18 protein-coding genes, 2 pseudogenes and 1 other annotated feature are annotated in these 19109 nt (G+C 41.5%); of the genes and pseudogenes, 4 read left to right on the top strand and 16 right to left on the bottom strand.

Annotation, left to right across the window (positions count from 1 at the left end; translation table 11 throughout):
- Positions 1 to 1680 precede the first annotated feature (1680 nt).
- Positions 1681 to 1825: pseudogene (safA, locus tag JFU24_RS30435) on the bottom strand (SafA/ExsA family spore coat assembly protein); the annotation flags it as partial.
- 498 nt (positions 1826 to 2323) lie between these two features.
- Between safA and JFU24_RS24190 the strand changes: the two are divergent.
- Positions 2324 to 2629, top strand: a pseudogene (locus tag JFU24_RS24190) (neutral zinc metallopeptidase); the annotation flags it as partial.
- 144 nt (positions 2630 to 2773) lie between these two features.
- Here JFU24_RS24190 and nadA read toward each other — a convergent pair.
- The 3 genes from nadA to nadB are packed head-to-tail and all read right to left on the bottom strand — an operon-like array spanning position 2774 to position 6292.
- Entirely contained in the window at positions 2774 to 3880 is a 1107-nt protein-coding gene (gene nadA / locus JFU24_RS24185; RefSeq protein WP_201223501.1) for a quinolinate synthase NadA, read from the bottom strand.
- On the bottom strand, positions 3877 to 4728 hold the full coding sequence (gene nadC, locus JFU24_RS24180; protein WP_201250608.1) for a carboxylating nicotinate-nucleotide diphosphorylase: 852 nt from the start codon (positions 4726 to 4728) through the stop codon (positions 3877 to 3879). The genes nadA and nadC overlap by 4 nt, the downstream gene beginning before the upstream one ends.
- Positions 4709 to 6292 (bottom strand): L-aspartate oxidase, encoded by a 1584-nt coding sequence (nadB, locus tag JFU24_RS24175; protein ID WP_201223497.1) that lies wholly within the window; start codon positions 6290 to 6292, stop codon positions 4709 to 4711. The genes nadC and nadB overlap by 20 nt, the downstream gene beginning before the upstream one ends.
- Positions 6293 to 6395: 103 nt before the next feature.
- Here nadB and JFU24_RS24170 point away from each other — a divergent pair, with 103 nt between their 5' ends.
- Positions 6396 to 7523, top strand: a complete 1128-nt coding sequence (locus tag JFU24_RS24170; RefSeq protein WP_201250607.1) for an IscS subfamily cysteine desulfurase — start codon at positions 6396 to 6398, stop codon at positions 7521 to 7523.
- 46 nt (positions 7524 to 7569) lie between these two features.
- Positions 7570 to 8103 carry a transcription repressor NadR gene (locus JFU24_RS24165; protein ID WP_201187975.1) on the top strand — a complete coding sequence of 178 codons (534 nt, stop codon included), beginning with the start codon at positions 7570 to 7572 and terminating at the stop codon, positions 8101 to 8103.
- Between the two features lie 539 nt (positions 8104 to 8642).
- On the opposite strand, the gene JFU24_RS24160 is transcribed toward JFU24_RS24165, so the two are convergent.
- The 11 genes from JFU24_RS24160 to JFU24_RS24110 form a co-directional block, all read right to left on the bottom strand.
- Positions 8643 to 8903: a hypothetical protein gene (locus JFU24_RS24160; protein ID WP_201223493.1), complete on the bottom strand. Its 261-nt coding sequence runs from the start codon at positions 8901 to 8903 to the stop codon at positions 8643 to 8645.
- Between the two features lie 326 nt (positions 8904 to 9229).
- Positions 9230 to 10105 (bottom strand): prephenate dehydratase, encoded by an 876-nt coding sequence (pheA, locus tag JFU24_RS24155; RefSeq protein WP_201223491.1) that lies wholly within the window; start codon positions 10103 to 10105, stop codon positions 9230 to 9232.
- Positions 10106 to 10237: 132 nt separating this feature from the next.
- A complete protein-coding gene (locus JFU24_RS24150) occupies positions 10238 to 10687 on the bottom strand; it encodes an ACT domain-containing protein (RefSeq protein WP_053347150.1) in 450 nt (149 codons plus the stop codon).
- A gap of 40 nt (positions 10688 to 10727) precedes the next feature.
- Positions 10728 to 12017 carry a GTPase ObgE gene (obgE, locus tag JFU24_RS24145; protein WP_056525531.1) on the bottom strand — a complete coding sequence of 430 codons (1290 nt, stop codon included), beginning with the start codon at positions 12015 to 12017 and terminating at the stop codon, positions 10728 to 10730.
- Positions 12018 to 12065: 48 nt separating this feature from the next.
- Positions 12066 to 12605 carry a Spo0B domain-containing protein gene (locus JFU24_RS24140; RefSeq protein WP_201186030.1) on the bottom strand — a complete coding sequence of 180 codons (540 nt, stop codon included), beginning with the start codon at positions 12603 to 12605 and terminating at the stop codon, positions 12066 to 12068.
- Positions 12606 to 13148: 543 nt separating this feature from the next.
- Positions 13149 to 13439 carry a 50S ribosomal protein L27 gene (rpmA, locus tag JFU24_RS24135; protein ID WP_034308845.1) on the bottom strand — a complete coding sequence of 97 codons (291 nt, stop codon included), beginning with the start codon at positions 13437 to 13439 and terminating at the stop codon, positions 13149 to 13151.
- A 12-nt stretch (positions 13440 to 13451) separates the two neighbouring features.
- Entirely contained in the window at positions 13452 to 13784 is a 333-nt protein-coding gene (locus JFU24_RS24130; protein ID WP_201186032.1) for a ribosomal-processing cysteine protease Prp, read from the bottom strand.
- A gap of 13 nt (positions 13785 to 13797) precedes the next feature.
- Entirely contained in the window at positions 13798 to 14106 is a 309-nt protein-coding gene (rplU, locus tag JFU24_RS24125; protein ID WP_034308849.1) for a 50S ribosomal protein L21, read from the bottom strand.
- A gap of 13 nt (positions 14107 to 14119) precedes the next feature.
- Positions 14120 to 14203: a sequence feature (ribosomal protein L21 leader region), on the bottom strand.
- Positions 14204 to 14278: 75 nt separating this feature from the next.
- Positions 14279 to 15748 carry an Rne/Rng family ribonuclease gene (locus JFU24_RS24120; RefSeq protein WP_201250606.1) on the bottom strand — a complete coding sequence of 490 codons (1470 nt, stop codon included), beginning with the start codon at positions 15746 to 15748 and terminating at the stop codon, positions 14279 to 14281.
- A gap of 42 nt (positions 15749 to 15790) precedes the next feature.
- Positions 15791 to 16657 (bottom strand): M50 family metallopeptidase, encoded by an 867-nt coding sequence (locus JFU24_RS24115; RefSeq protein ID WP_201186036.1) that lies wholly within the window; start codon positions 16655 to 16657, stop codon positions 15791 to 15793.
- The gene (locus JFU24_RS24110) at positions 16650 to 17399 is read right to left on the bottom strand and encodes a M23 family metallopeptidase (RefSeq protein ID WP_201186038.1); all 750 of its coding nucleotides are present in this window, start codon (positions 17397 to 17399) and stop codon (positions 16650 to 16652) included. The genes JFU24_RS24115 and JFU24_RS24110 overlap by 8 nt, the downstream gene beginning before the upstream one ends.
- A gap of 281 nt (positions 17400 to 17680) precedes the next feature.
- On the opposite strand from JFU24_RS24110, the gene JFU24_RS24105 reads away from it, so the two are divergent.
- A complete protein-coding gene (locus tag JFU24_RS24105; protein ID WP_053347157.1) occupies positions 17681 to 18124 on the top strand; it encodes a S1 domain-containing RNA-binding protein in 444 nt (147 codons plus the stop codon).
- A gap of 165 nt (positions 18125 to 18289) precedes the next feature.
- Here the strand turns inward: JFU24_RS24105 and minD are convergent, their stop codons facing one another.
- On the bottom strand, positions 18290 to 19093 hold the full coding sequence (gene minD / locus JFU24_RS24100; protein WP_053347158.1) for a septum site-determining protein MinD: 804 nt from the start codon (positions 19091 to 19093) through the stop codon (positions 18290 to 18292).
- Positions 19094 to 19109: the final 16 nt, after the last annotated feature.

The raw sequence follows: 19109 nt of genomic DNA, 5'->3' as shown, positions 1-19109 counted from the left end.
TTCCCGGTTGACCTCCTTGTTGGCCTCCCATCATCCATGGTTGACCTCCTTGTTGGCCTCCCATCATCCCCGGTTGACCTCCTTGTTGGCCTCCCATCATTCCCGGTTGACCTCCTTGCTGGCCACCCATCATCCATGGTTGACCTCCTTGTTGGCCTCCCATCATTCCCGGTTGACCTCCTTGCTGGCCTCCCATCATTCCCGGTTGACCTCCTTGCTGGCCTGCCATCATTCCCGGTTGACCTCCTTGTTGGCCTCCCATCATCCATGGTTGACCTCCTTGCTGGCCACCCATCATTCCCGGTTGACCTCCTTGCTGGCCACCCATCATTCCCGGTTGACCTCCTTGCTGGCCTCCCATCATTCCCGGTTGACCTCCTTGCTGGCCACCCATCATCCATGGTTGACCTCCTTGCTGGCCTCCCATCATTCCCGGTTGACCTCCTTGCTGGCCTCCCATCATTCCCGGTTGACCTCCTTGCTGGCCTCCCATCATTCCCGGTTGACCTCCTTGCTGGCCACCCATCATCCATGGTTGACCTCCTTGCTGGCCTCCCATCATTCCCGGTTGACCTCCTTGCTGGCCTCCCATCATTCCCGGTTGACCTCCTTGCTGGCCTCCCATCATTCCCGGTTGACCTCCTTGCTGACCTCCCATTCCCATAAAACCGGATTCTGAAGACTCTTCTTCATATTGATGTTGCATCTGTTGTGGTTGAGCTGCTTGATATTGATGATAATCAGGATGGTGATGTGCATAAGGATTTCCCGCCTGATTGGCATGGTACTGACCCTTCACTTCCGGTCCGTATGATCCAATTATTCCTTTATTACAGCCGCAATCTTCCTCTTTTTTACCCGCATGCTGTGTAAAATGTTGCTGAGGGAAATTTTGATAATCGTGGAAAGATGGCGATTCAGCAGATGACTCATAAGCTTCTTGCATATGAGAACCTGCTACTTGATACTGTTGCGCCATTCCTCCATAAAAATGGTGTGGAACCGGTGCTGATGCTTGATATGGATAATTTTGCTGGGCTCCTTGGACATATCCTTGACCCATTGTATGCATGTCAGGAGATTCTCCCCATACGTCTGAACTTTCTTCCATCATTTGATAGCCTTGCATAGCTGGAGCAGGCTGAAACCCAGGAACACCTTGATAAGGGACTCCTTGCATAGGCATACACGCCCAAGGGGGCGGCTGAATACAAAAACCACTTCCAGGCATGATTGGTGTTACGGGAATGCAATCATCGACAGGCTCACAAATTTCCTGAACAACTGGCTGCTCTTCGTAAACCTCCTGAACTGCTGGCTTTTTCTTTTTTGGTGCCACTGCCTTTTCTTTTTTCTTTGGTAAAGGAGGTGGCGCTGGGGGCTTTTGCACACTCATATTAGTCATATTGACCATATAATAATTATTAATATCGATTTCCGGGACTACCGGAATGGGTACCGGTACTTCTTTCGGAACAACTATTTGTTTTTCTTTAATAATAGGCTTTGGCTGAACAATTTGTTGTTCTTTTTTAGGAATGATCTGCTGTTCTTTCATAGGCGGTTTCGGCATAATTTGCTGTTCTTTCTTATGTGCATGCTGAATTTGAGTTTCTTTCATTCCTGATGGAATGTTTGTGCTGGGAATAATGGTTTCTTTTTTTACAGCTCCAGATGTTCCAGGTATTTTAATTTTCATTCCCGGCATCATCATATCCGGGTTGCTTAATTGAGCGTTTACTTTTTTCAGTTCTTCAAAACTGACGCCGTATTTTTTGGCGAGCTTCCAAAGCGTATCGCCTTTTTGGACTATATGAATTTTCACGCTGTTAACCCCTCCTGTGCATATGTCCATATATACTATGATGTAGTGGGTAAATTGCTATTATTTTTATCATGAAAACTTATGCATGAAAATTGACTTTTATGATTGGATCACTAAATAAGGAACAAGGATGGAACTTTTAAGAGAAGAAAAAGTTACGGTTCAAATACTGAAAAAAGAAAAATCATTCACTTTGGAGACATCCTTTTTTCAGGAAACATTATCTTTGATTGATGTAGAAAAAATATAACTAGAAGTGAAACCACTGCATGAATTCCTAGAAAAGGGATCGCAGTGGTTTTTTATCATTGGATCCTTCATGAATTGAAATTCTTCCTGCAAAGGCTTCCCTCTGTCTAAACTGAAGGAAATTCGGGTATAAGAAAGTAAATAACCTAAGGTATTTCAGGTACATAAATTGCATTCTAGGGGGGAAAAAATAATGAAATGGAAGGGAAGATAGGGTAGCTCAAACGTTGAGGACAAAAGAGGAATGAGCGGCAAAGGTGTAGCAGGAATTGGAGGCGGAGTTGGATTAGTCTTGAATTACAGGCCGACTATTTGGCCGGAGTTTGGGCCCATCATGTCCAGGGAGAGAATTTACTTGAGGAAGGTGATCTCGAGGAAGCATTGAATGCAGCCAGCGGAGTTGGTGATGACCGTATTCAAAAAAAAGCACAAGGCTATGTTGTTCCGGATAGCTTCACGCACGGTACCTTCGAACAGAGAAAGCGGTGGTTTAATAAAGGATTTAAATCCGGAAACATGAATGAAGGCGATACCTTTAAAGCAAGTAATCTCTAGGTTTTTTTAAAAGATTCTCATTTTTTCTATCGATACTAATAAATAGAGGGTCTTTTATGAACCCCCTATTTATTATTTAAACAAGATGCTAATCATAATCATCAGTAGATGTTTTTAAGACTCCGAAAAAAACAAATAATCTATTCAAACACGTTCAAGCATTCGGTTCAAAGCTAGAATGGCGTTATCCGCAATCTTCTTTTCTACTTTTATCGGATTAATTACTGTACCTTCTGCAATTGATTCGAGAGCCCAAAGCAGATGCGGCAGATCAATTCGGTTCATCGTGAGACATGGACACATATTCGGGTTCAAAGAGATGATATTTTTGTCAGGATTATTTGCGATAAGCCGCTTGACAAGGTTCATTTCCGTGCCAATTGCCCAGGAACTTCCTGATTTTGCTTTTTCAATCATGTTAATGATATAGGATGTCGAGCCATTATAGTCTGATAAGGCGACTACTTCACGGCGGCATTCTGGATGAACAATTATATTCATTTCCGGTTGCTCAGCCCTAAGCGTTTCAATATTCGCTGTTGTAAAGTTTTCATGAACAGAGCAATGCCCTTTCCAAAGAAGCACCTTCAAGTCTTCTAGCTCCCCTTCATAGATTAATTCATCATTATGAGGGTCCCAAACAGCCATCTGCTTCAACGGGATTCCAAGGTCATAGGCTGTATTCCTCCCAAGATGCTGATCCGGAAGGAAGAGAATTCGTTCTTTTTGCGAGAGGGCCCAAGAGACCATTCCCTGTGCATTTGAAGAAGTTACAGTCGCTCCGCCGTTTTTTCCGACAAAGGCCTTGATTGCCGCTGTTGAATTGACATATGTTAGCGGAAGAATCGTATCACCAAACATGGACTGCAGCTTTGTCCAAGCACGTTCTGTTTGGTCAATATCCGCCATATCTGCCATCGAACAGCCCGCACGCATGTCCGGCAGGATAACTGTCTGTCCTTCTGTTGTCAAAATATCGGCTGTTTCAGCCATAAAATGCACGCCACAAAACACGATAAACTCCGCTTCACGATTTTGCGCAGAAAGTTGAGCTAGCTGAAGTGAATCACCAGTTACATCCGAAAATTGAATGACTTCCTCACGTTGATAATGGTGACCTGGAATATACAATCGGCTCCCAAGTTGCTGTTTAATCTTACGGACCCGCCTCTCCATTTCCTCCTTTGTCATCGCTTTATATGTTTCAGGTAATACATTCCCTGCTGTTTTGGCCATCTCCAGTATGTTCATTTAATTACCCCCTCACGTTCTGCAACCTTTGCACTAATATCAAGTGCCCTAACACTGTGCGTTAAACTGCCCAATGATATATAATCAACCCCTGTTTCCCGATATAAAGCTAAATTACTCAAGTTAATCCCGCCTGAAGCTTCAGTGATAATATGTTCAGGCACCAATTTGATCAGTTGTTTAATTTCTTCAGCACTCCGGTTATCGAACATGATAATATCGGCACCTGCTTCAACTGCTTCTTGCACTTGATCTGCTGATTCCGTTTCCACTTCGACTTTCGTGGTATGTCCCAGCTTAGCTTTGACTGTTTGTACTGCCTTCGTGATAGAACCGGCAAAAGAAATATGGTTGTCCTTAATCATGACGGCATCATACAATCCATATCGGTGATTGAAGGCCCCACCAGATCGGACCGCATATTTTTCAAGCATCCTCAGACCTGGTGTAGTTTTCCTAGTATCACAAGCCCTTGTTTTTGTACCAGCTAAAATCATGGTTGCTTTATGCGCCTGTGTTGCAATAGCGGACATGCGTTGCACTAAATTCAAAACTACTCTTTCCCCTTTTAGAAGCGCAGCCATATTGCCGGTTATTCTTGCAAGCTGTTGGCCTGTTTCAAACACTTCTCCATCTTGAACAAACAGATCAACCAGTATTTGGTGATCCAGTAGCGCAAATCCCGTGTTGATGACAGGACTCCCACTAAAGACGCCATCTTCTTTTGCAATGAACGTCAAAGTACCCTGTTCATCTTGATTAAAAATCGTATCACTCGTTACATCGCATTCACCTATATCTTCTATCAAAAATTGTTGCAGCATCTGCTTAAGCTTCAATGTGTTCATATAGTCTTCTCCCTTTCACTCGGTTTTTCACATCCGTGCAAGCAAGGATAACAGAGTTTTTCAGCCACAAGGAGTCATCTTCCCTTGGATAGTCACTGCGAAAATGACCGCCCCTGCTTTCCGTTCTAGTCAAAGCGGATTCAGCAATCAGCCACGCTACGAGTATGGCATTGATTTTTGTTATTTCGTTTATTGATAATGCAGTAACTTCCATATGCAGCAATTTTTCTATATCAAAAGATTCAAGATAGTCCTTTAAACGAGTTAAACCCGCTTCATCTCGAACAATTCCTGCTTCGCTCATTAACATTTCCTGCAATGTAGCCAAATCAGGTATTGCGGATAAAAGGGTGTAACATTTGGAATGCTCTTTTTCTAACGGTATGGTTCTAGAGGGCATATGAGCAAGGAAATGACCAAGCGTATTTCCAAAAACAAGCCCTTCTAGAAGTGAATTGCTTGCCAAACGGTTTGCTCCATGAACGCCAGTACAAGCTACTTCACCAACTGCATATAAGGAGGCGACAGAAGTTTGTCCCCATTGATCCACTTCAACTCCACCCATCAAAAAATGGTTTCCAGGTGCAACCGGGATTTTTCCGAATTTAAGGTCGATATCGCTTTTTTCACATAATGAAGTCACAGTTGGAAAACGTTTTTTAAAATCCTTAATCATCGAAATATCCAAAAATACCTTTTCACCGCGCTGCAAATAAGAAAAAATCGTCTGTGCCACAATATGTCTTGGTGCAAGGTCTTTCATTCTGTGGACATCTTCCATGATGGGCTTGCCCATTTCATTCACTAATTGTGCACCATCACCGCGGACCGCCTCTGAAACGAGCCCCTCTGCTTTACCATTAATAAAAAGAAGAGTCGGATGAAACTGGATAAATTCCATATCACGCACTCGTGCCCCAGCTTTGAAAGCAAGTGCGATTCCATCTCCTGAAACAGTCTGTGAATTAGAAGTAATTCTGTATAGAGAACCGCAGCCACCTGTTGCCAATACAGTTTGTTCTGCATAGTAAGATACAAATCCGCCTTCCTTTTGCAGCGTTTTGACCCCAATACAAGAACCATCTTTTCCTATAATCAATTCCACCGCTGCAGTATCCTCGAGCACCTGTATCGTTGATTTTTTCAAGCCATCTATTAGATGCTCCATGATGTACTTACCTGTAGCATCTCCATGACTATGAAGGATTCTTCTTTGGCTGTGCGCACCCTCCATGCCAAGCATAAGTCCGCCATCTTGATCGCGGTCGAATTGCATACCGGATTGGATGAGTTCAGATATCACCAAGGGAGCCTCTTCTACTAATTTTACGACAGCATGTACATCGTTATATTTCTGACCGGCTGCCAACGTATCTTTTTTATGATAAGATACTTCGTCCTGATCAGATATTGCTGCAGCAATTCCGCCTTGCGCTAAATAGGAATTACTGTGACGAATCTTTGATTTTGTGATGAGTATCACATGCTTATGCTGGCTTACTTCTAATGCAGTTTTCAAGGCAGCAATGCCGCTTCCTATCACTACGACTTCCGTTCTTTCCATTATTTCATTCCTCCTGTTTACGACAGGTGTCTTGACAACTATATTTACATATTATTAAACTATTATCAAGAGTTTTTTAAGTTTAGAGGATGGAAGTGATTTCTTGATTTATTTAGATTATGCGGCCTCAACACCGATGGATAATGAAGCACTAGATGTCTTTGTTGAAGCATCTCGGAAGTTTTTTGGCAATGCGAGCAGTTTGCATGATATCGGATCAGATGCAGCACGTTTATTAGATATGTCACGGCAGCAAATAGCGGAAATGCTAGACATAAAAAAGGAAGGGATCGTCTTTACGAGCGGCGGTTCAGAAAGCAACATGATCGCAATAGATACATTCATCGCCTCAAAGCCTGCCTGGCAGAATCACTTAATTGTAAGCCAAACTGAACATGCATCCATAGCCAATTATGTCAGCAAACTTGCAAACAACGGCTTCGATGTTACGTATTTACGTCATTTGAAAGACGGACGTGTTGACATCGAACATCTACAAGATTGTATTTCGGGGCGGACTTGCTTAGTCATTGTTCAACATGTAAATTCAGAAATCGGAGTCATTCAACCTATCGAACAATTAAGCAAAATCGTTCGCGACCATGATGCCTTTTTGCATGTAGATTGTGTTCAATCATTTGCTAAATTACCGCTTGATGAGATATCTGCCGTATGTGATAGTCTTGCTATTTCGAGCCATAAAGTATATGGCCCAAAAGGCATTGGGGCCGTCATTTTCCCGGGCATCCATCATCTAAAGTCCTCAATACCCAATATCACTCATGAACATGGTTTTCGTGCAGGGACTGTCAATGTTCCTGGTATAGCTTCCTTCGTTACGGCTGCAAAAAAATTAGCGAAAACCATGGAAGATGAACGAAACCGGATTTTTCAGATTCGGCAGCAATTGATTCGGCTACTCGAGGAAAAAAAGATTGATTTTCAAGTTATCGAAGCGTCAAACCAGCAATTGCCTCACATTCTGGCGTTGACATTTTCCGGATTACAAGGACAATACATCATGCTAGAATTAAATCAGCAGGGCTTTGCGGTATCCACGGGTAGCGCTTGCCAAATCGGCAAACAAAATCCGTCAAAAACAATGAAAGCTATTGGAAAAAGCGAAGAAGAAGCCCATCAATTTGTCCGGCTTTCTTTTGGAAAAAACACGACAGTGGACGATATTCGTATCTTAGCAGACTGTCTTGCAGGAATAGCTGTGATTCGATAAGATTCTCTATTCTGTGGTAAACTGTTTGTAAATAACGAGGTGAATTATTATGGAAAAAAAGAAATTACTTGGTGAAGAAAGACGGACGAAACTCTTACATATATTACAAACAAGCGAGCAACCAGTAACCGGTAGCGAGCTTTCACAAATAACGAATGTAAGCCGGCAGGTTATCGTCGGTGACATCACACTCTTGAAAGCACGAAATGAACCTATCATCGCTACTAGCCAAGGCTATATGTATTTACAAACAGGGAACACTCAAAAGCCGGAGCGGACCATTGCCTGCCAGCACGATCCATCTCGTGCCCAAGAAGAGTTATTTTTACTCGTCGATATCGGCATTACGGTGAAAGATGTCAAAATCGAGCACCCCGTTTACGGTGATCTAACTGCTTCCATTATGGTCAGCAATCGTAAAGAAGTTCAGCAATTCCTCACTAAGGTAACTGCAACAAATGCTTCTTTTTTATCAGAACTAACAAGCGGCATTCATCTCCATACACTTAGCGCGTCTTCTGAAGAACTACTTGACGAAGCCGAGAACGCCTTGAAAAATGCCGGCATTTTAGTTGATTGAATAAACGAAAACATCCTCAAAAGTTATACCTTTTGAGGATGTTTTTTTTAGATAAGAAATGGTCTTATTGATATCCACAACGGACCAATTTCCTTCACATATAAATACGTTTTTCACATGCAAAACACCTCCGATTATTCGTCCGTGACCAGGAATAATTCGACCTTCAGAGAGATTATTCGTCCGTCGCCAGGAATAATTCGACCTTCAGAGAGATTATTCGTCCGTCGCCAGGAATAATTCGACCTTCTAAGAGATTATTCGTCCGTGACCAGGAATAATTCGACCTTCAGAGAGATTATTCGTCCGTGAACAGGAATAATTCGATCTTCAGAGAGATTATTCGTCCGTCGCCAGGAATAATTCGACCTTCTAAGAGATTATTCGTCCGTCGCCAGGAATAATTCGACCTTCAGAGAGATTATTCGTCCGTCGTTACAAATAAATCGACCTTCCATCATTTCATAAATTAGAAAAAACAGTTTGCGTTCCATAACATGAGTTTCTATCGCTTTTCGGAACAGCCATTTGACGATTTACTAAGGAAAAAATAATCCTATTCTATCATCATTGGTTCTGCTTACACTAGAGATATCTCCATCGCCGTTATCTTCATTATTACTTCTCAATTGCCCTATAAGACTAATAATAGAACTCACCGCTTGTATCCAGCCTCCCATTACCTGTATTAATTCCCCTTCTGACTGTTCCTCCTCTATATTCCGATATTGATATTTTTGTTTTTCCTGTTCTTTATCTTGATCCTTATCCTTATCTCTTTCCGCAATAAAAATAGCCATTTCAGTTACCTTCAAAATCCTTCAATGGACATTCATTTCTTTTTGCCTATTTTCTTTATATTTTTACAAAATGTAAGGCAATCGTTTTAGGAACTCGTACACGAGAGAAATACAATTTCTATTGAACACTTGCACAAAAAAATGCCCCGGAATAGACTTCTGGGGCACTTTTCTTATTAAGTATTTTCCCTCATCAATGCACTAAGAGGGTTGTACCATTTACCTCTCTGTGAAAACAATTTGCAACCTTGTAAGCTTAAACGGTTTAATTCCGCATCTGGGTCAAACTTTGAGGAAAGGAACCTTTACTCTCAACTTTAAAGAAATCAACTTTGCGGTACACCATTTTGGACTTTAAAGCATGGATAGCTGCCCATGATTGAAACGGTACATCCAAGAGCCTCAAGCTCAGAAATCGCACCTGGGATGAGAACATCGTCAAGAGCCATTCCGACGTCGATAATGAAAAAGTAATTGCCTAATCCTGTTTTCATTGGTCGTGATTCAATCTTAGAAAGGTTAAGTTTCCTCCAAGAGAAAGCGGAAAGGACTTGGTGCAGCTGCCCTGAATGATCGGCAGGAAGCTGAACCATAAGCGTCGTTTTCCTGTCGCCCTCAGTAGTCAAATGCCCTTCAAAATCTACATCGCTATTAGATACGACGATAAATTTTGTATGATTATGTTCATAATCATGAATATTTTGTTTTACAATCGTCAAACCATACTCCGCAGCAGCCATGTCATTTGCAATCGCAGCAATATTGATATCGGAATTCTCCATCACCATTTTCGCAGCTGCCGCAGTGGACGTGACATATTCATAAGGTATGCCCCTTAGTTCTTTATGTAGAAATTTGCGGCATTGTGCGATAGCATGTGAGTGCGAATAAACCATATCCGGTTTAAAACCAGGATATGCATGATCCGGATGCACCATATAATGTTGTTGGATTGGAATCGTTACTTCCCCTTTAATCGGTAATGTCACGTCATGGACTAAGTAATCCATCGTAATATTTACCGAACCCTCCAAAGCATTCTCGATTGGGACGAGTGCGTGATTCACTTCCCCGTCACGAACAGCATCAAGGCAGTCTGGAATCGTATTCATTGGTATTTTTATATCATTAGGAAATAGTCGCGATACAGCTAAATCCGTGAACGTTGCTTTCGGTCCAAGAAATGCTATTTTTGATGTCATATTATAATCCCCTTTTCACGGAAAATCTACTATTTATGTTATGTCATTTTCTGATTTTTTACAATAGTTAATCGATAAATCGTCCCCTGATAAAAAAACAGCCTGTACATGTGAAATGTACAGGCTGTTTTTTTATGCGCCGTTCCCAATAATTTCGACTTTTTCGACGAACTCCATTTTACGCAGTTTAGTAAGCAGATCATTAATATCCATCGTCATCCCACCCGTGTTTAAAGATAGGGTAACATTGGCTCGTCCCTGCAAGGGAATCGTTTGGTGAATGGTCATGATGTTGCAACCTGATGAGGCGACGAGCCGTAAGAGCTCCGATAGAGTACCAGAACGATCTTCGAGATAGAAGAACAGGGTAATCAGCTTTTCTTTAACAACTGTATGAAACGGAAAAACCGTGTCACGGTATTTGTAAAAGGCACTTCTACTTAAGTCCACTCGCTGTACTGCTTCCCAAACTGATTCTGCTTTTCCCCGTTCAATCATTTCTTTTGCATCCAGCGTTTTTTTCATCGCTTCGGGAAGGACATCCTCTCGAACGAGGAAAAATTTCTGATCGGCCTTATTCAAACTCAGCACGCCTCCTTTTGCCTGCCATCATGGTATCTAATCAATCAACGAATTCAAATTCATATTCAAGGATACGGACGATATCACCATTTGTCGCACCTTTTTGGCGAAGGCCTTCGTCGACTCCGAATGAACGAAGTTGTCTAGCGAAACGACGGATGGACTCTTCACGAGTGAAGTCAGTCATTTTGAATAGACGCTCGATCTTGAATCCAGAGACGGCAAAACTTCCATCCGATTCGCGTTCAATGTCAAATTCATCTGACTGTGATGTATGTTTATAAAGAACACGGTGGATTCCAGTATTCTCTTCTTCATGATCAAGAGGGAACTCAGGTGTTTCTTCGATTTTATCAGCAATCGCATAAAGTAGCTCTCGGATTCCTACACGTGTTACGGCAGAAATCGGGAAGACCGGGAAGTCTTCTTCAAGCTTTTCTTTGAATGCGGCTAAATTCTCTGCTGAATCCGGCATATCCATTTTACTTGCTACAATGATTTGCGGACGTTCAGTCAAGCGCAGGTTATACTCTTCAAGCTCTTTGTTGATTGTCAGGTAGTCTTCATAAGGATCTCTACCTTCAAGGCCTGACATATCAATTACATGAACAATTACCCTTGTTCTTTCAATATGGCGTAAGAATTGATGTCCAAGACCTACTCCTTCAGAAGCACCTTCAATCAGGCCAGGCAAATCGGCCATTACAAAGCTACGGTGATCTTCCGTTTCTACCATTCCAAGGTTTGGTACAATCGTTGTAAAATGGTATTCGGCAATTTTAGGTCTTGCTGCAGATACGACAGAAAGTAAAGTGGATTTTCCGACACTTGGAAAACCAACCAAACCTACATCAGCCAATAATTTCAATTCCATAATTATATCGCGCTCTTGGCCAGGTTCACCGTTTTCCGCAATTTCTGGAGCAGGATTAGCTGGAGTCGCAAAACGAGAGTTTCCACGACCGCCGCGTCCACCCTTAGCGATAACGGCGCGTTGTCCGTGTTCTACTAAATCAGCAATAACTTCCTTGGTTTTTTCATCAATTACAACTGTACCTGGTGGAACTTTAATAATCATATCTTTAGCAGCAGCACCATGCATGTTTTTGGACATGCCATGTTCTCCGCGCGGTGCCTTAAAGTGGCGCTGATAACGGAAATCCATTAACGTACGCAGGCCTTCTTCTACTTCAAAAACGACGTTCGCTCCATTACCACCGTCTCCGCCGGCAGGTCCGCCTTTTGGTATGAATTTTTCACGACGATAAGCAACTATCCCGTTACCACCGTCTCCGCCTTTTATATAGACTTTCGTTTGATCGACAAACATGCTATCACTTCCTTGTTTTCTGCAAGTCATTTCTTGCTGTATACTTCTCTAAAACTTAATATCCATCTTAAAAAATAATTCATCTTCATTACATTCGAGAATATCAATTGATTGCTCCGCAGTTAACGACTTTTCTAAAAATTCCATCACAGCGGCTTGGTCGATAAATCTGCCTTGCATATGAAATGAACAACGCATATCGCTTATCTCTTTCTTACACATAGAAACAGCTAGAATATTTTCAAAAAATGGGTCTAGATTCTTTTCCAAAACTTTAAAGTAATCATTCGTCCAACGATACATCAGCTCGTCCAGCTCAGTAGAGCCTTCAAAAACATCAATAATTTCATATTCGCAATAAAATGATCCGTTATTCCAATTCGACGTCAACAACATCTCGCTGAACTTTGGCAAATTCAAATTGGTAAGGCGTGCTTCATTCTGGGTTTCAATAATGATTTCATCAATAATGCCTTTGACACGATCAATTTTGTTTAACTCCAGATTCCCTTTTATTATTTGAATTCTATTCAGCCAATCATGCCTGGTTTGACGAAGAGTTTCAATAGTCGTCCAATTTTTATCCATTATTAACACCTTCAATTATGATAAAGGAACTTTTTTCAGCTCTATCATGTTGAATACTTCCATTTGTACAGTATATCAAAAAAACAACAAACAGGAAATGAAGCTCGATTCACATGCCTTCACATGAAAGCCCCCGTCCAAAAAATACAGCCACACACCCTGAGTTCTTTGGACGATGGTAGAGCCATTTGAACTTATAAAGAGAATGGGCCTTATTTATGCACCAATTGGAGATATTATAGTTGAATTGGACTGTCTATTTGGCCTAACCAAATGTGATGGATAAAGTAATCTTAGATTTTCCCCTAAAAGGTAAGAAAGCCCGCCTATTGGCGAGCCTTTTGTAAGTCAGAGGTTGTTTTTATTATACTAATGACTAAAGTCTCCTGCAAAAAGCTGGTTATTTATCGTTCCTATAGTATAAATAAAGGGCCGGACCCCTTCTTCACTATATACCATACCATTATTAAAAATGACGCGATATATAGTGTCTTGTAGAAGGAATCAGACCCTTTTGAGTCAGCCTCTGTTCAAAGATGCCAATTATGCTTCTTGTGCAACTGGATATACGCTTACTTTTTTACGGTCACGTCCGAAACGTTCGAATTTAACAACACCGTCTACTTTAGCGTATAGAGTATCGTCTCCACCACGGCCTACGTTCTCACCTGGATAGATTTTTGTTCCGCGTTGACGGTAAAGGATAGAACCACCAGAAACGAATTGACCATCTGCACGTTTAGCGCCAAGACGCTTAGATTGAGAGTCACGTCCGTTCTTTGTAGAACCTACTCCTTTTTTCGAAGCGAAGAACTGAAGATTTAATCTTAACATTTGTTCCACCTCCTATTGGTTGAGGATAATTTTCATGTATTTACCATAATCACGTTCGATAGTTTGCAGCGATATGAGCATACTGTTCAAGAGCAGCTGCACCTTTTCTTCGGATTCCGGTGAAAGATTCTCCGGAATTACGCAGCGAAGATAGCCGCCCTCTCTCCCTTGCTCAATCTCAGGCTCTACATCCGTTAAGGACATAATCGCATTGACTGACCCGAAGGAAACAGCCGATACACCTGCACAAACGATATCTGAACCTTTTTTAGCAAAATTAGCATGTCCGCTTAAGGTGAACGAAGTAATCCGTTCCTGCGGAGCATCAAAGACAACTTTAATCATCTAGAATCAGCCCTTACGCGTTGATTGCTTCGATAACAACTTTTGTGTATGGTTGACGATGACCTTGTTTTTTACGATTGTTTTTCTTCGCTTTGTATTTGAAAACAGTGATTTTCTTTTGCTTACCTTGTTTCTCGACAGTACCTGTTACAGTAGCGCCTTCCACTAGTGGAGCACCGACTTTCACGTCTTCGCCACCTACGAATAAAACTTTGTCAAATGTAACAGTTTCGCCTGCTTCTGCGTTTAATTTTTCAATGTAAACCGCTTCGCCAGCTGCTACTTTAATTTGTTTACCGCCAGTTTCGATAATTGCGTACATACTTGCACCTCCTTAAATGTCTCAGACTCGCCAATCACAGGCGTCTTGTCAAAAAGACAAAAGCTTAAGACCTGTTGTTGAGCGGTTGTAGCACGGGTGCTACAAACATAACATTAAAATCCTATCATGAAACCGGAAGAGCTGTCAATATATTTGTAAGAATTCTCGTCCATCACTTGAAAGCTCGCTCGATTTCCTGAATGCTCCCAAAGCGCTTAATAGAATACGTATTTATAGAACCGGAGTGAAATGAAAGAAATAACTTTTTAGAAATCAATTCTTCCAATGTCGGCCTATATGATTCATTTTCACCTAGTAACACGTCTGCCACCGCTTTGTTTACTTCCACCCAGACCGCTTCATCATCCGCTTTGCGATGTTCCAGCAATTCTCGCTCCAACCGGAAGGCCACTGTTTCAGCACTCTCAACTTTCCCGCTTCCGCTGCATACAGGACAGGGTATCGTCAATATTTCGCTAAGTGACGGTGAGGTTCTCTTTCTCGTAACCTGTAAGATGCCTAGTTCTGTAAAGCCAATAACCTGGACGCGCTTCTCATCCCTCGCTACTTCCTTTTTGACAATGTCGATAATTTCAAGCTTATGCTGTGACTTCTCCATATTGATGAAATCTATTAGGATAATCCCGCTAATATTTCTCAATCTCAGTTGACGGGCAACCTCTTTCGCTGCCGCCTGATTCACTGCAAACAGCGTTGCTTCCTTTTCCACTTTACCAGTGAACTTACCCGAATTGACGTCGATTACAGTGAACGCTTCCGTTTCTTCAAAAATTAAATAGCCTCCGTTATCGAGCCAGACTATTTTCTTCATCACTTTCTCAACTTGCCCATCCACATTCCGTTCAGAAAAAATGTTTTTTGGACCCGTTTCATAGGATAATATCCATTCCTTACCGTTTTCCTGTATCCATTTTTTCAACTCTTGATATGCCTCGAAATCATCGATAGCAAGTTCCCCTGAACCCGTTCTCGACATTTCAGAGATAATCATCTCTAAGAAATTATCTCTCTCATAGAGGAGAGCTGGAGCCTTTAGAGAGGCTGCTTTCAGTTCAAGATTTTTATAGAGCTGACGCAATGAAGATAATCTGTTCAAAAAAACAGTTTCGCTTTCATTCTCCATCGATGTGCGGACAATCAACCCCTCATTAGGCTGTTTAAACTGTACAGCCGTTTCCCGCCACTGTTTTTGCAAGTGCTCGTTTTTGAATTTCTTAGAAACGCCAACATAATCTATTCCATGTATGTAAACGAGGGAATCTGTTGAAAACTCGATCAACCCTGTCAATTTTGCTCCTTTTGTACCGGTTGCATCCCTAGTCACCTGAACTAGCAGCTTTTCTCCTTGGCGGACGTATTGACCAATTGCCGCTTTTCCGTCTCGTTTTGTCAGTTGGAAAGACGGAATTTCGTCACGATGCAAAAAGCCATTCTTGTCTACTCCATAATCAATAAAGACTGCATCCATACCCGGTAATACCTTTGTTACTTTCCCAAGATAAATATTACCGACCGTACTGCATTGGTGAGGCGGCATGATTTCAATTTTACGTAGCACATCATTCTCCAGCACAGCCACTCTTTTTTCGCGCGAAGATAGGTTAGCGATCATCTTTTTCATTAAAAAAAATCCTCTCCTCAATTTGAAGAAAGGATATCATATTTAATAAGAATATAATAGGTCACCTATTTTCCCATTTGTCATTTTCTCTGAAAAATAGGCATGGAGGATTTCCGTTTCATCCAACGAACCACTCTCTTTGCCGTTTTTCATAATGATAACGGGGTGCTTACAGCCGCGTTGAAACATTTCCAGCACCTTATAAATCGGTTCTTGGGAATCCACCATAATCGGCTTTAGTTTCGCCAAATCGTTTGTATGACCATAATGACGCTGTAAAAGAAAGCGGATAAAAGCGTAATACCGCTGCCGCCATTCCATGACAAGTGACAGACTAATAAACAAGATGATCAGCCAGATATTCAAGTTAAGTGGTTCGAGAATGAGCCAAGTTAAAAAAGCCAGGAGTGCGAATGCGGCAGAAAAATAGAGCGTATATTTCTGTGCTTCAAGAAAGGTGCAGTAAAGAGATACACCAATGAATAAAAGCCTCCCTCCGTCCAATGGCCAAATTGGCAGCAAATTAAAAACCAACAACATAAGATTCATATATAAGAAAGGCTGATAAAGCTCATAGGAAATAAAGGAAAGGGAATAGAGCAAAAAAGCCGCTCCGATGAGCCAAACATGTTGAAGCGGACCGGCAAGCACGACGGCCAAATCCTCCTTCAAACTTTTATTTCCATACTCCTCAGTCTCGACCGCCCCTCCAAAAGGAAGCAGATGGATTGACTTAATTCGCCATTTAAAGTGCTGAGCACAGGTTGCATGCCCCATCTCATGAATAAAAACGATGAGTAACAACATCATCACTTCAACGAAATGGGCCGTAAGGATGGCGATTCCAATGACGAACCACAGTGTCGGATGTACTCTGATTTTAAATAGCAATTTTCCATACTCACTCAAAGGTTATCACCTTTTTAGGATCGATGAAGGCGTCATTTTCTTTTATTGCTAAATAAAACCTGCCCTTGGAACCGTCTTCACTTACTGTAACCTGTCCGACTTCGTTCCCTTTATTAACAAACTCATAAAGTTTCACATCAATCTTTTCTAGTTGCCCATACCAGGATTCACTCTTGTTAGCATGCTGAATAACAACCGTCTTTCCAATCCCCTCCTTTTCACCGGCAAAAATGACCACCCCTTCATTGATCGATTCAACCTTAGACCCTTTGCTTGTTTCCAATATGATTCCCTCGCCGTTTGTCTCAAAGGTTTGGGTAATCTTCCCAGAAGCAGGCATCGCATAGCCTTCACCTGAATCGACTGTTTCTTTCCCAGATTTAGTCGGTAAAAAAGCGATAGGCTTACCAAACGCACTTTCATACCAATTGGAAATCGAAGCAAACTGAAATTCCTGCTTCATGTTTTCCGTGACAAAACTCCTTGCAGAATCCAGCCGCGTTGAAGGATGCTTAAACATCACCGCAATAATAAGAAATAGACATACACTGGCCAAGATTTTAAAAAAGAAATATTCTTTCTTAAAGAGCGGATGATCTTTCTCGGAATACCCGTTAAATGAATCAAAACCATACGGTTCCTCATTATTGATCTCCGTCCAACTACCATTTCCTGCTGGTTTATCATTAAACTTCCGTCTCTTGGCAATACGATTGCGGATATCTTTCCTGCGATCATCCATTCCAAATCCACCCCCTGCTCATGTCAAAGCGCTATATTACAACGTATGAGCAACTTGTCCAGACTATGACGGAGAAAAGATTTTCTTTCTAAACACCTCTGAATTTTTCTTTCTAAAATAAATTTCGGAACAACAATTTAATTGAAAACTATGAGTTTTGATGTATTTTATGCTTTGATTTAGAAAATGAAATCATGGAGAAAAAAAATCCAATTGATATTGTTCTTCTTAATTTGTTATAATGAAGTTGTTTTAACATTATTGAGGGGGAACATTTTTTTATGTCAATCGAAATAGGCAGCAAAGTACAAGGTAAAGTAACAGGTATCACTAATTTTGGAGCATTCGTAGAATTACCAGGAGGCTCAACAGGTCTTGTGCATATCAGTGAGGTAGCGGATAGCTATGTAAAAGACGTTAATGACCATCTTAAAGTAGGCGACCAAATTGAAGTAAAAGTGATTAGTGAGAAAGACGGAAAAACTGCCTTGTCCATCAAAAAGGCTATAGATAAACCCGAAGGGCAAACCTCTTCTTATACCAAACGCCCACCACGCCAAGGGGATAGCCGTTCTAAAGACTTTCGTTCAAAAGGTAATTTCCAACCAAAGGAAAATTTCGAAGATAAAATGGTTCGCTTTTTAAAGACTAGTGAAGAAAATTTATCTACTCTTAAACGTAGCACCGAATCAAAACGTGGCGGTAGAGGCGGAAGACGCGGATAACCTGTCGCATTTATTAATACTTAATCAACACATAAAAAAGGCAAGCCAAGATAGATGGCTTGCCTTTTTTATATAATCTAACTCTCCATCCTTAAGCTTGCGATAGGATAAAAGAAAAAAAGCGAGGGCATTGAATGCACTCACTTCATAATTTTTGATTCAAATTTACCGCACGCTAAAGAATTTTTTCAATTTTGACATAAAACCTTTTGGTTCGACGCCAATCGGAGTCAAGGGCACAGATTCACCAAGAATCCTTCGGGCAATGTTCCTATAGGCAAGCGAGACTCTATTGTCCGGATTATAGGCAATGGGTTCCTTTTTATTAGCTGCTACAATGACCTGATCATCATCCGGAATGACGCCGATCAAATCAATTTTAAGAAAATCGGTTACTCCATCGATATCCATTTCCTCATCTTCATGAAGTAAATGGCCGCGTATCCGGTTGATAATCAATTGAGGCGGTTCAATCTGCTCTTCTTTTTCGAGCAGACCAATAATACGGTCCGCATCCCTGACAGCCGGTCTTTCGGCAGTCGTCACGATAATTGCTTTGTCAGCACCAGCTATGGCATTCCTAAAGCCCTGCTCAATACCTGCAGGACAGTCAATGAGGATATAATCATAGTCCGGTTTCATATCACTAATGAGTTTCCTCATCTGCTCTTCGTTTACCGCTGATTTATCACTATTTTGTGGAGCCGGAAGCAAATAAAGCAGATCCTCGAAATGCTTATCTTTAATAAGCGCTTGATGTATTTTGCAGCGCCCTTCGACCACATCGACCAAATCGTAGATGATTCGATTTTCCAATCCCATAATCACATCTAAGTTCCGAAGACCAATATCCGTATCAATCAAACAAACCTTTTTACCTAGAAGAGCTAACGATGTTCCTAAGTTGGCGGAGGTGGTTGTTTTTCCGACACCACCTTTACCAGATGTAATAACTATTGCCTCTCCCACGATTAGAGACCCCCTT

The organism is Peribacillus sp. TH27, from assembly GCF_016650915.1.
Taxonomy (GTDB): Bacteria; Bacillota; Bacilli; order Bacillales; family DSM-1321; genus Peribacillus; species Peribacillus butanolivorans.
Note: the sequence above shows the minus strand (reverse complement) of the source record. Positions and strands in the feature narration are given on the sequence as shown.

What these genes read in the sequence shown, in the direction of transcription:
- nadA (WP_201223501.1), bottom strand. Translation starts at nt 3,880, where the DNA reads ATGAACATACTGGAGATGGCCAAAACAGCAGGGAATGTATTACCTGAA.
- nadC (WP_201250608.1), bottom strand. Translation starts at nt 4,728, where the DNA reads ATGAACACATTGAAGCTTAAGCAGATGCTGCAACAATTTTTGATAGAA.
- nadB (WP_201223497.1), bottom strand. Translation starts at nt 6,292, where the DNA reads ATGGAAAGAACGGAAGTCGTAGTGATAGGAAGCGGCATTGCTGCCTTG.
- JFU24_RS24160 (WP_201223493.1), bottom strand. Translation starts at nt 8,903, where the DNA reads ATGGCTATTTTTATTGCGGAAAGAGATAAGGATAAGGATCAAGATAAA.
- pheA (WP_201223491.1), bottom strand. Translation starts at nt 10,105, where the DNA reads ATGACATCAAAAATAGCATTTCTTGGACCGAAAGCAACGTTCACGGAT.
- obgE (WP_056525531.1), bottom strand. Translation starts at nt 12,017, where the DNA reads ATGTTTGTCGATCAAACGAAAGTCTATATAAAAGGCGGAGACGGTGGT.
- JFU24_RS24140 (WP_201186030.1), bottom strand. Translation starts at nt 12,605, where the DNA reads ATGGATAAAAATTGGACGACTATTGAAACTCTTCGTCAAACCAGGCAT.
- rpmA (WP_034308845.1), bottom strand. Translation starts at nt 13,439, where the DNA reads ATGTTAAGATTAAATCTTCAGTTCTTCGCTTCGAAAAAAGGAGTAGGT.
- JFU24_RS24130 (WP_201186032.1), bottom strand. Translation starts at nt 13,784, where the DNA reads ATGATTAAAGTTGTCTTTGATGCTCCGCAGGAACGGATTACTTCGTTC.
- rplU (WP_034308849.1), bottom strand. Translation starts at nt 14,106, where the DNA reads ATGTACGCAATTATCGAAACTGGCGGTAAACAAATTAAAGTAGCAGCT.
- JFU24_RS24120 (WP_201250606.1), bottom strand. Translation starts at nt 15,748, where the DNA reads ATGAAAAAGATGATCGCTAACCTATCTTCGCGCGAAAAAAGAGTGGCT.
- JFU24_RS24110 (WP_201186038.1), bottom strand. Translation starts at nt 17,399, where the DNA reads ATGGATGATCGCAGGAAAGATATCCGCAATCGTATTGCCAAGAGACGG.
- JFU24_RS24105 (WP_053347157.1), top strand. Translation starts at nt 17,681, where the DNA reads ATGTCAATCGAAATAGGCAGCAAAGTACAAGGTAAAGTAACAGGTATC.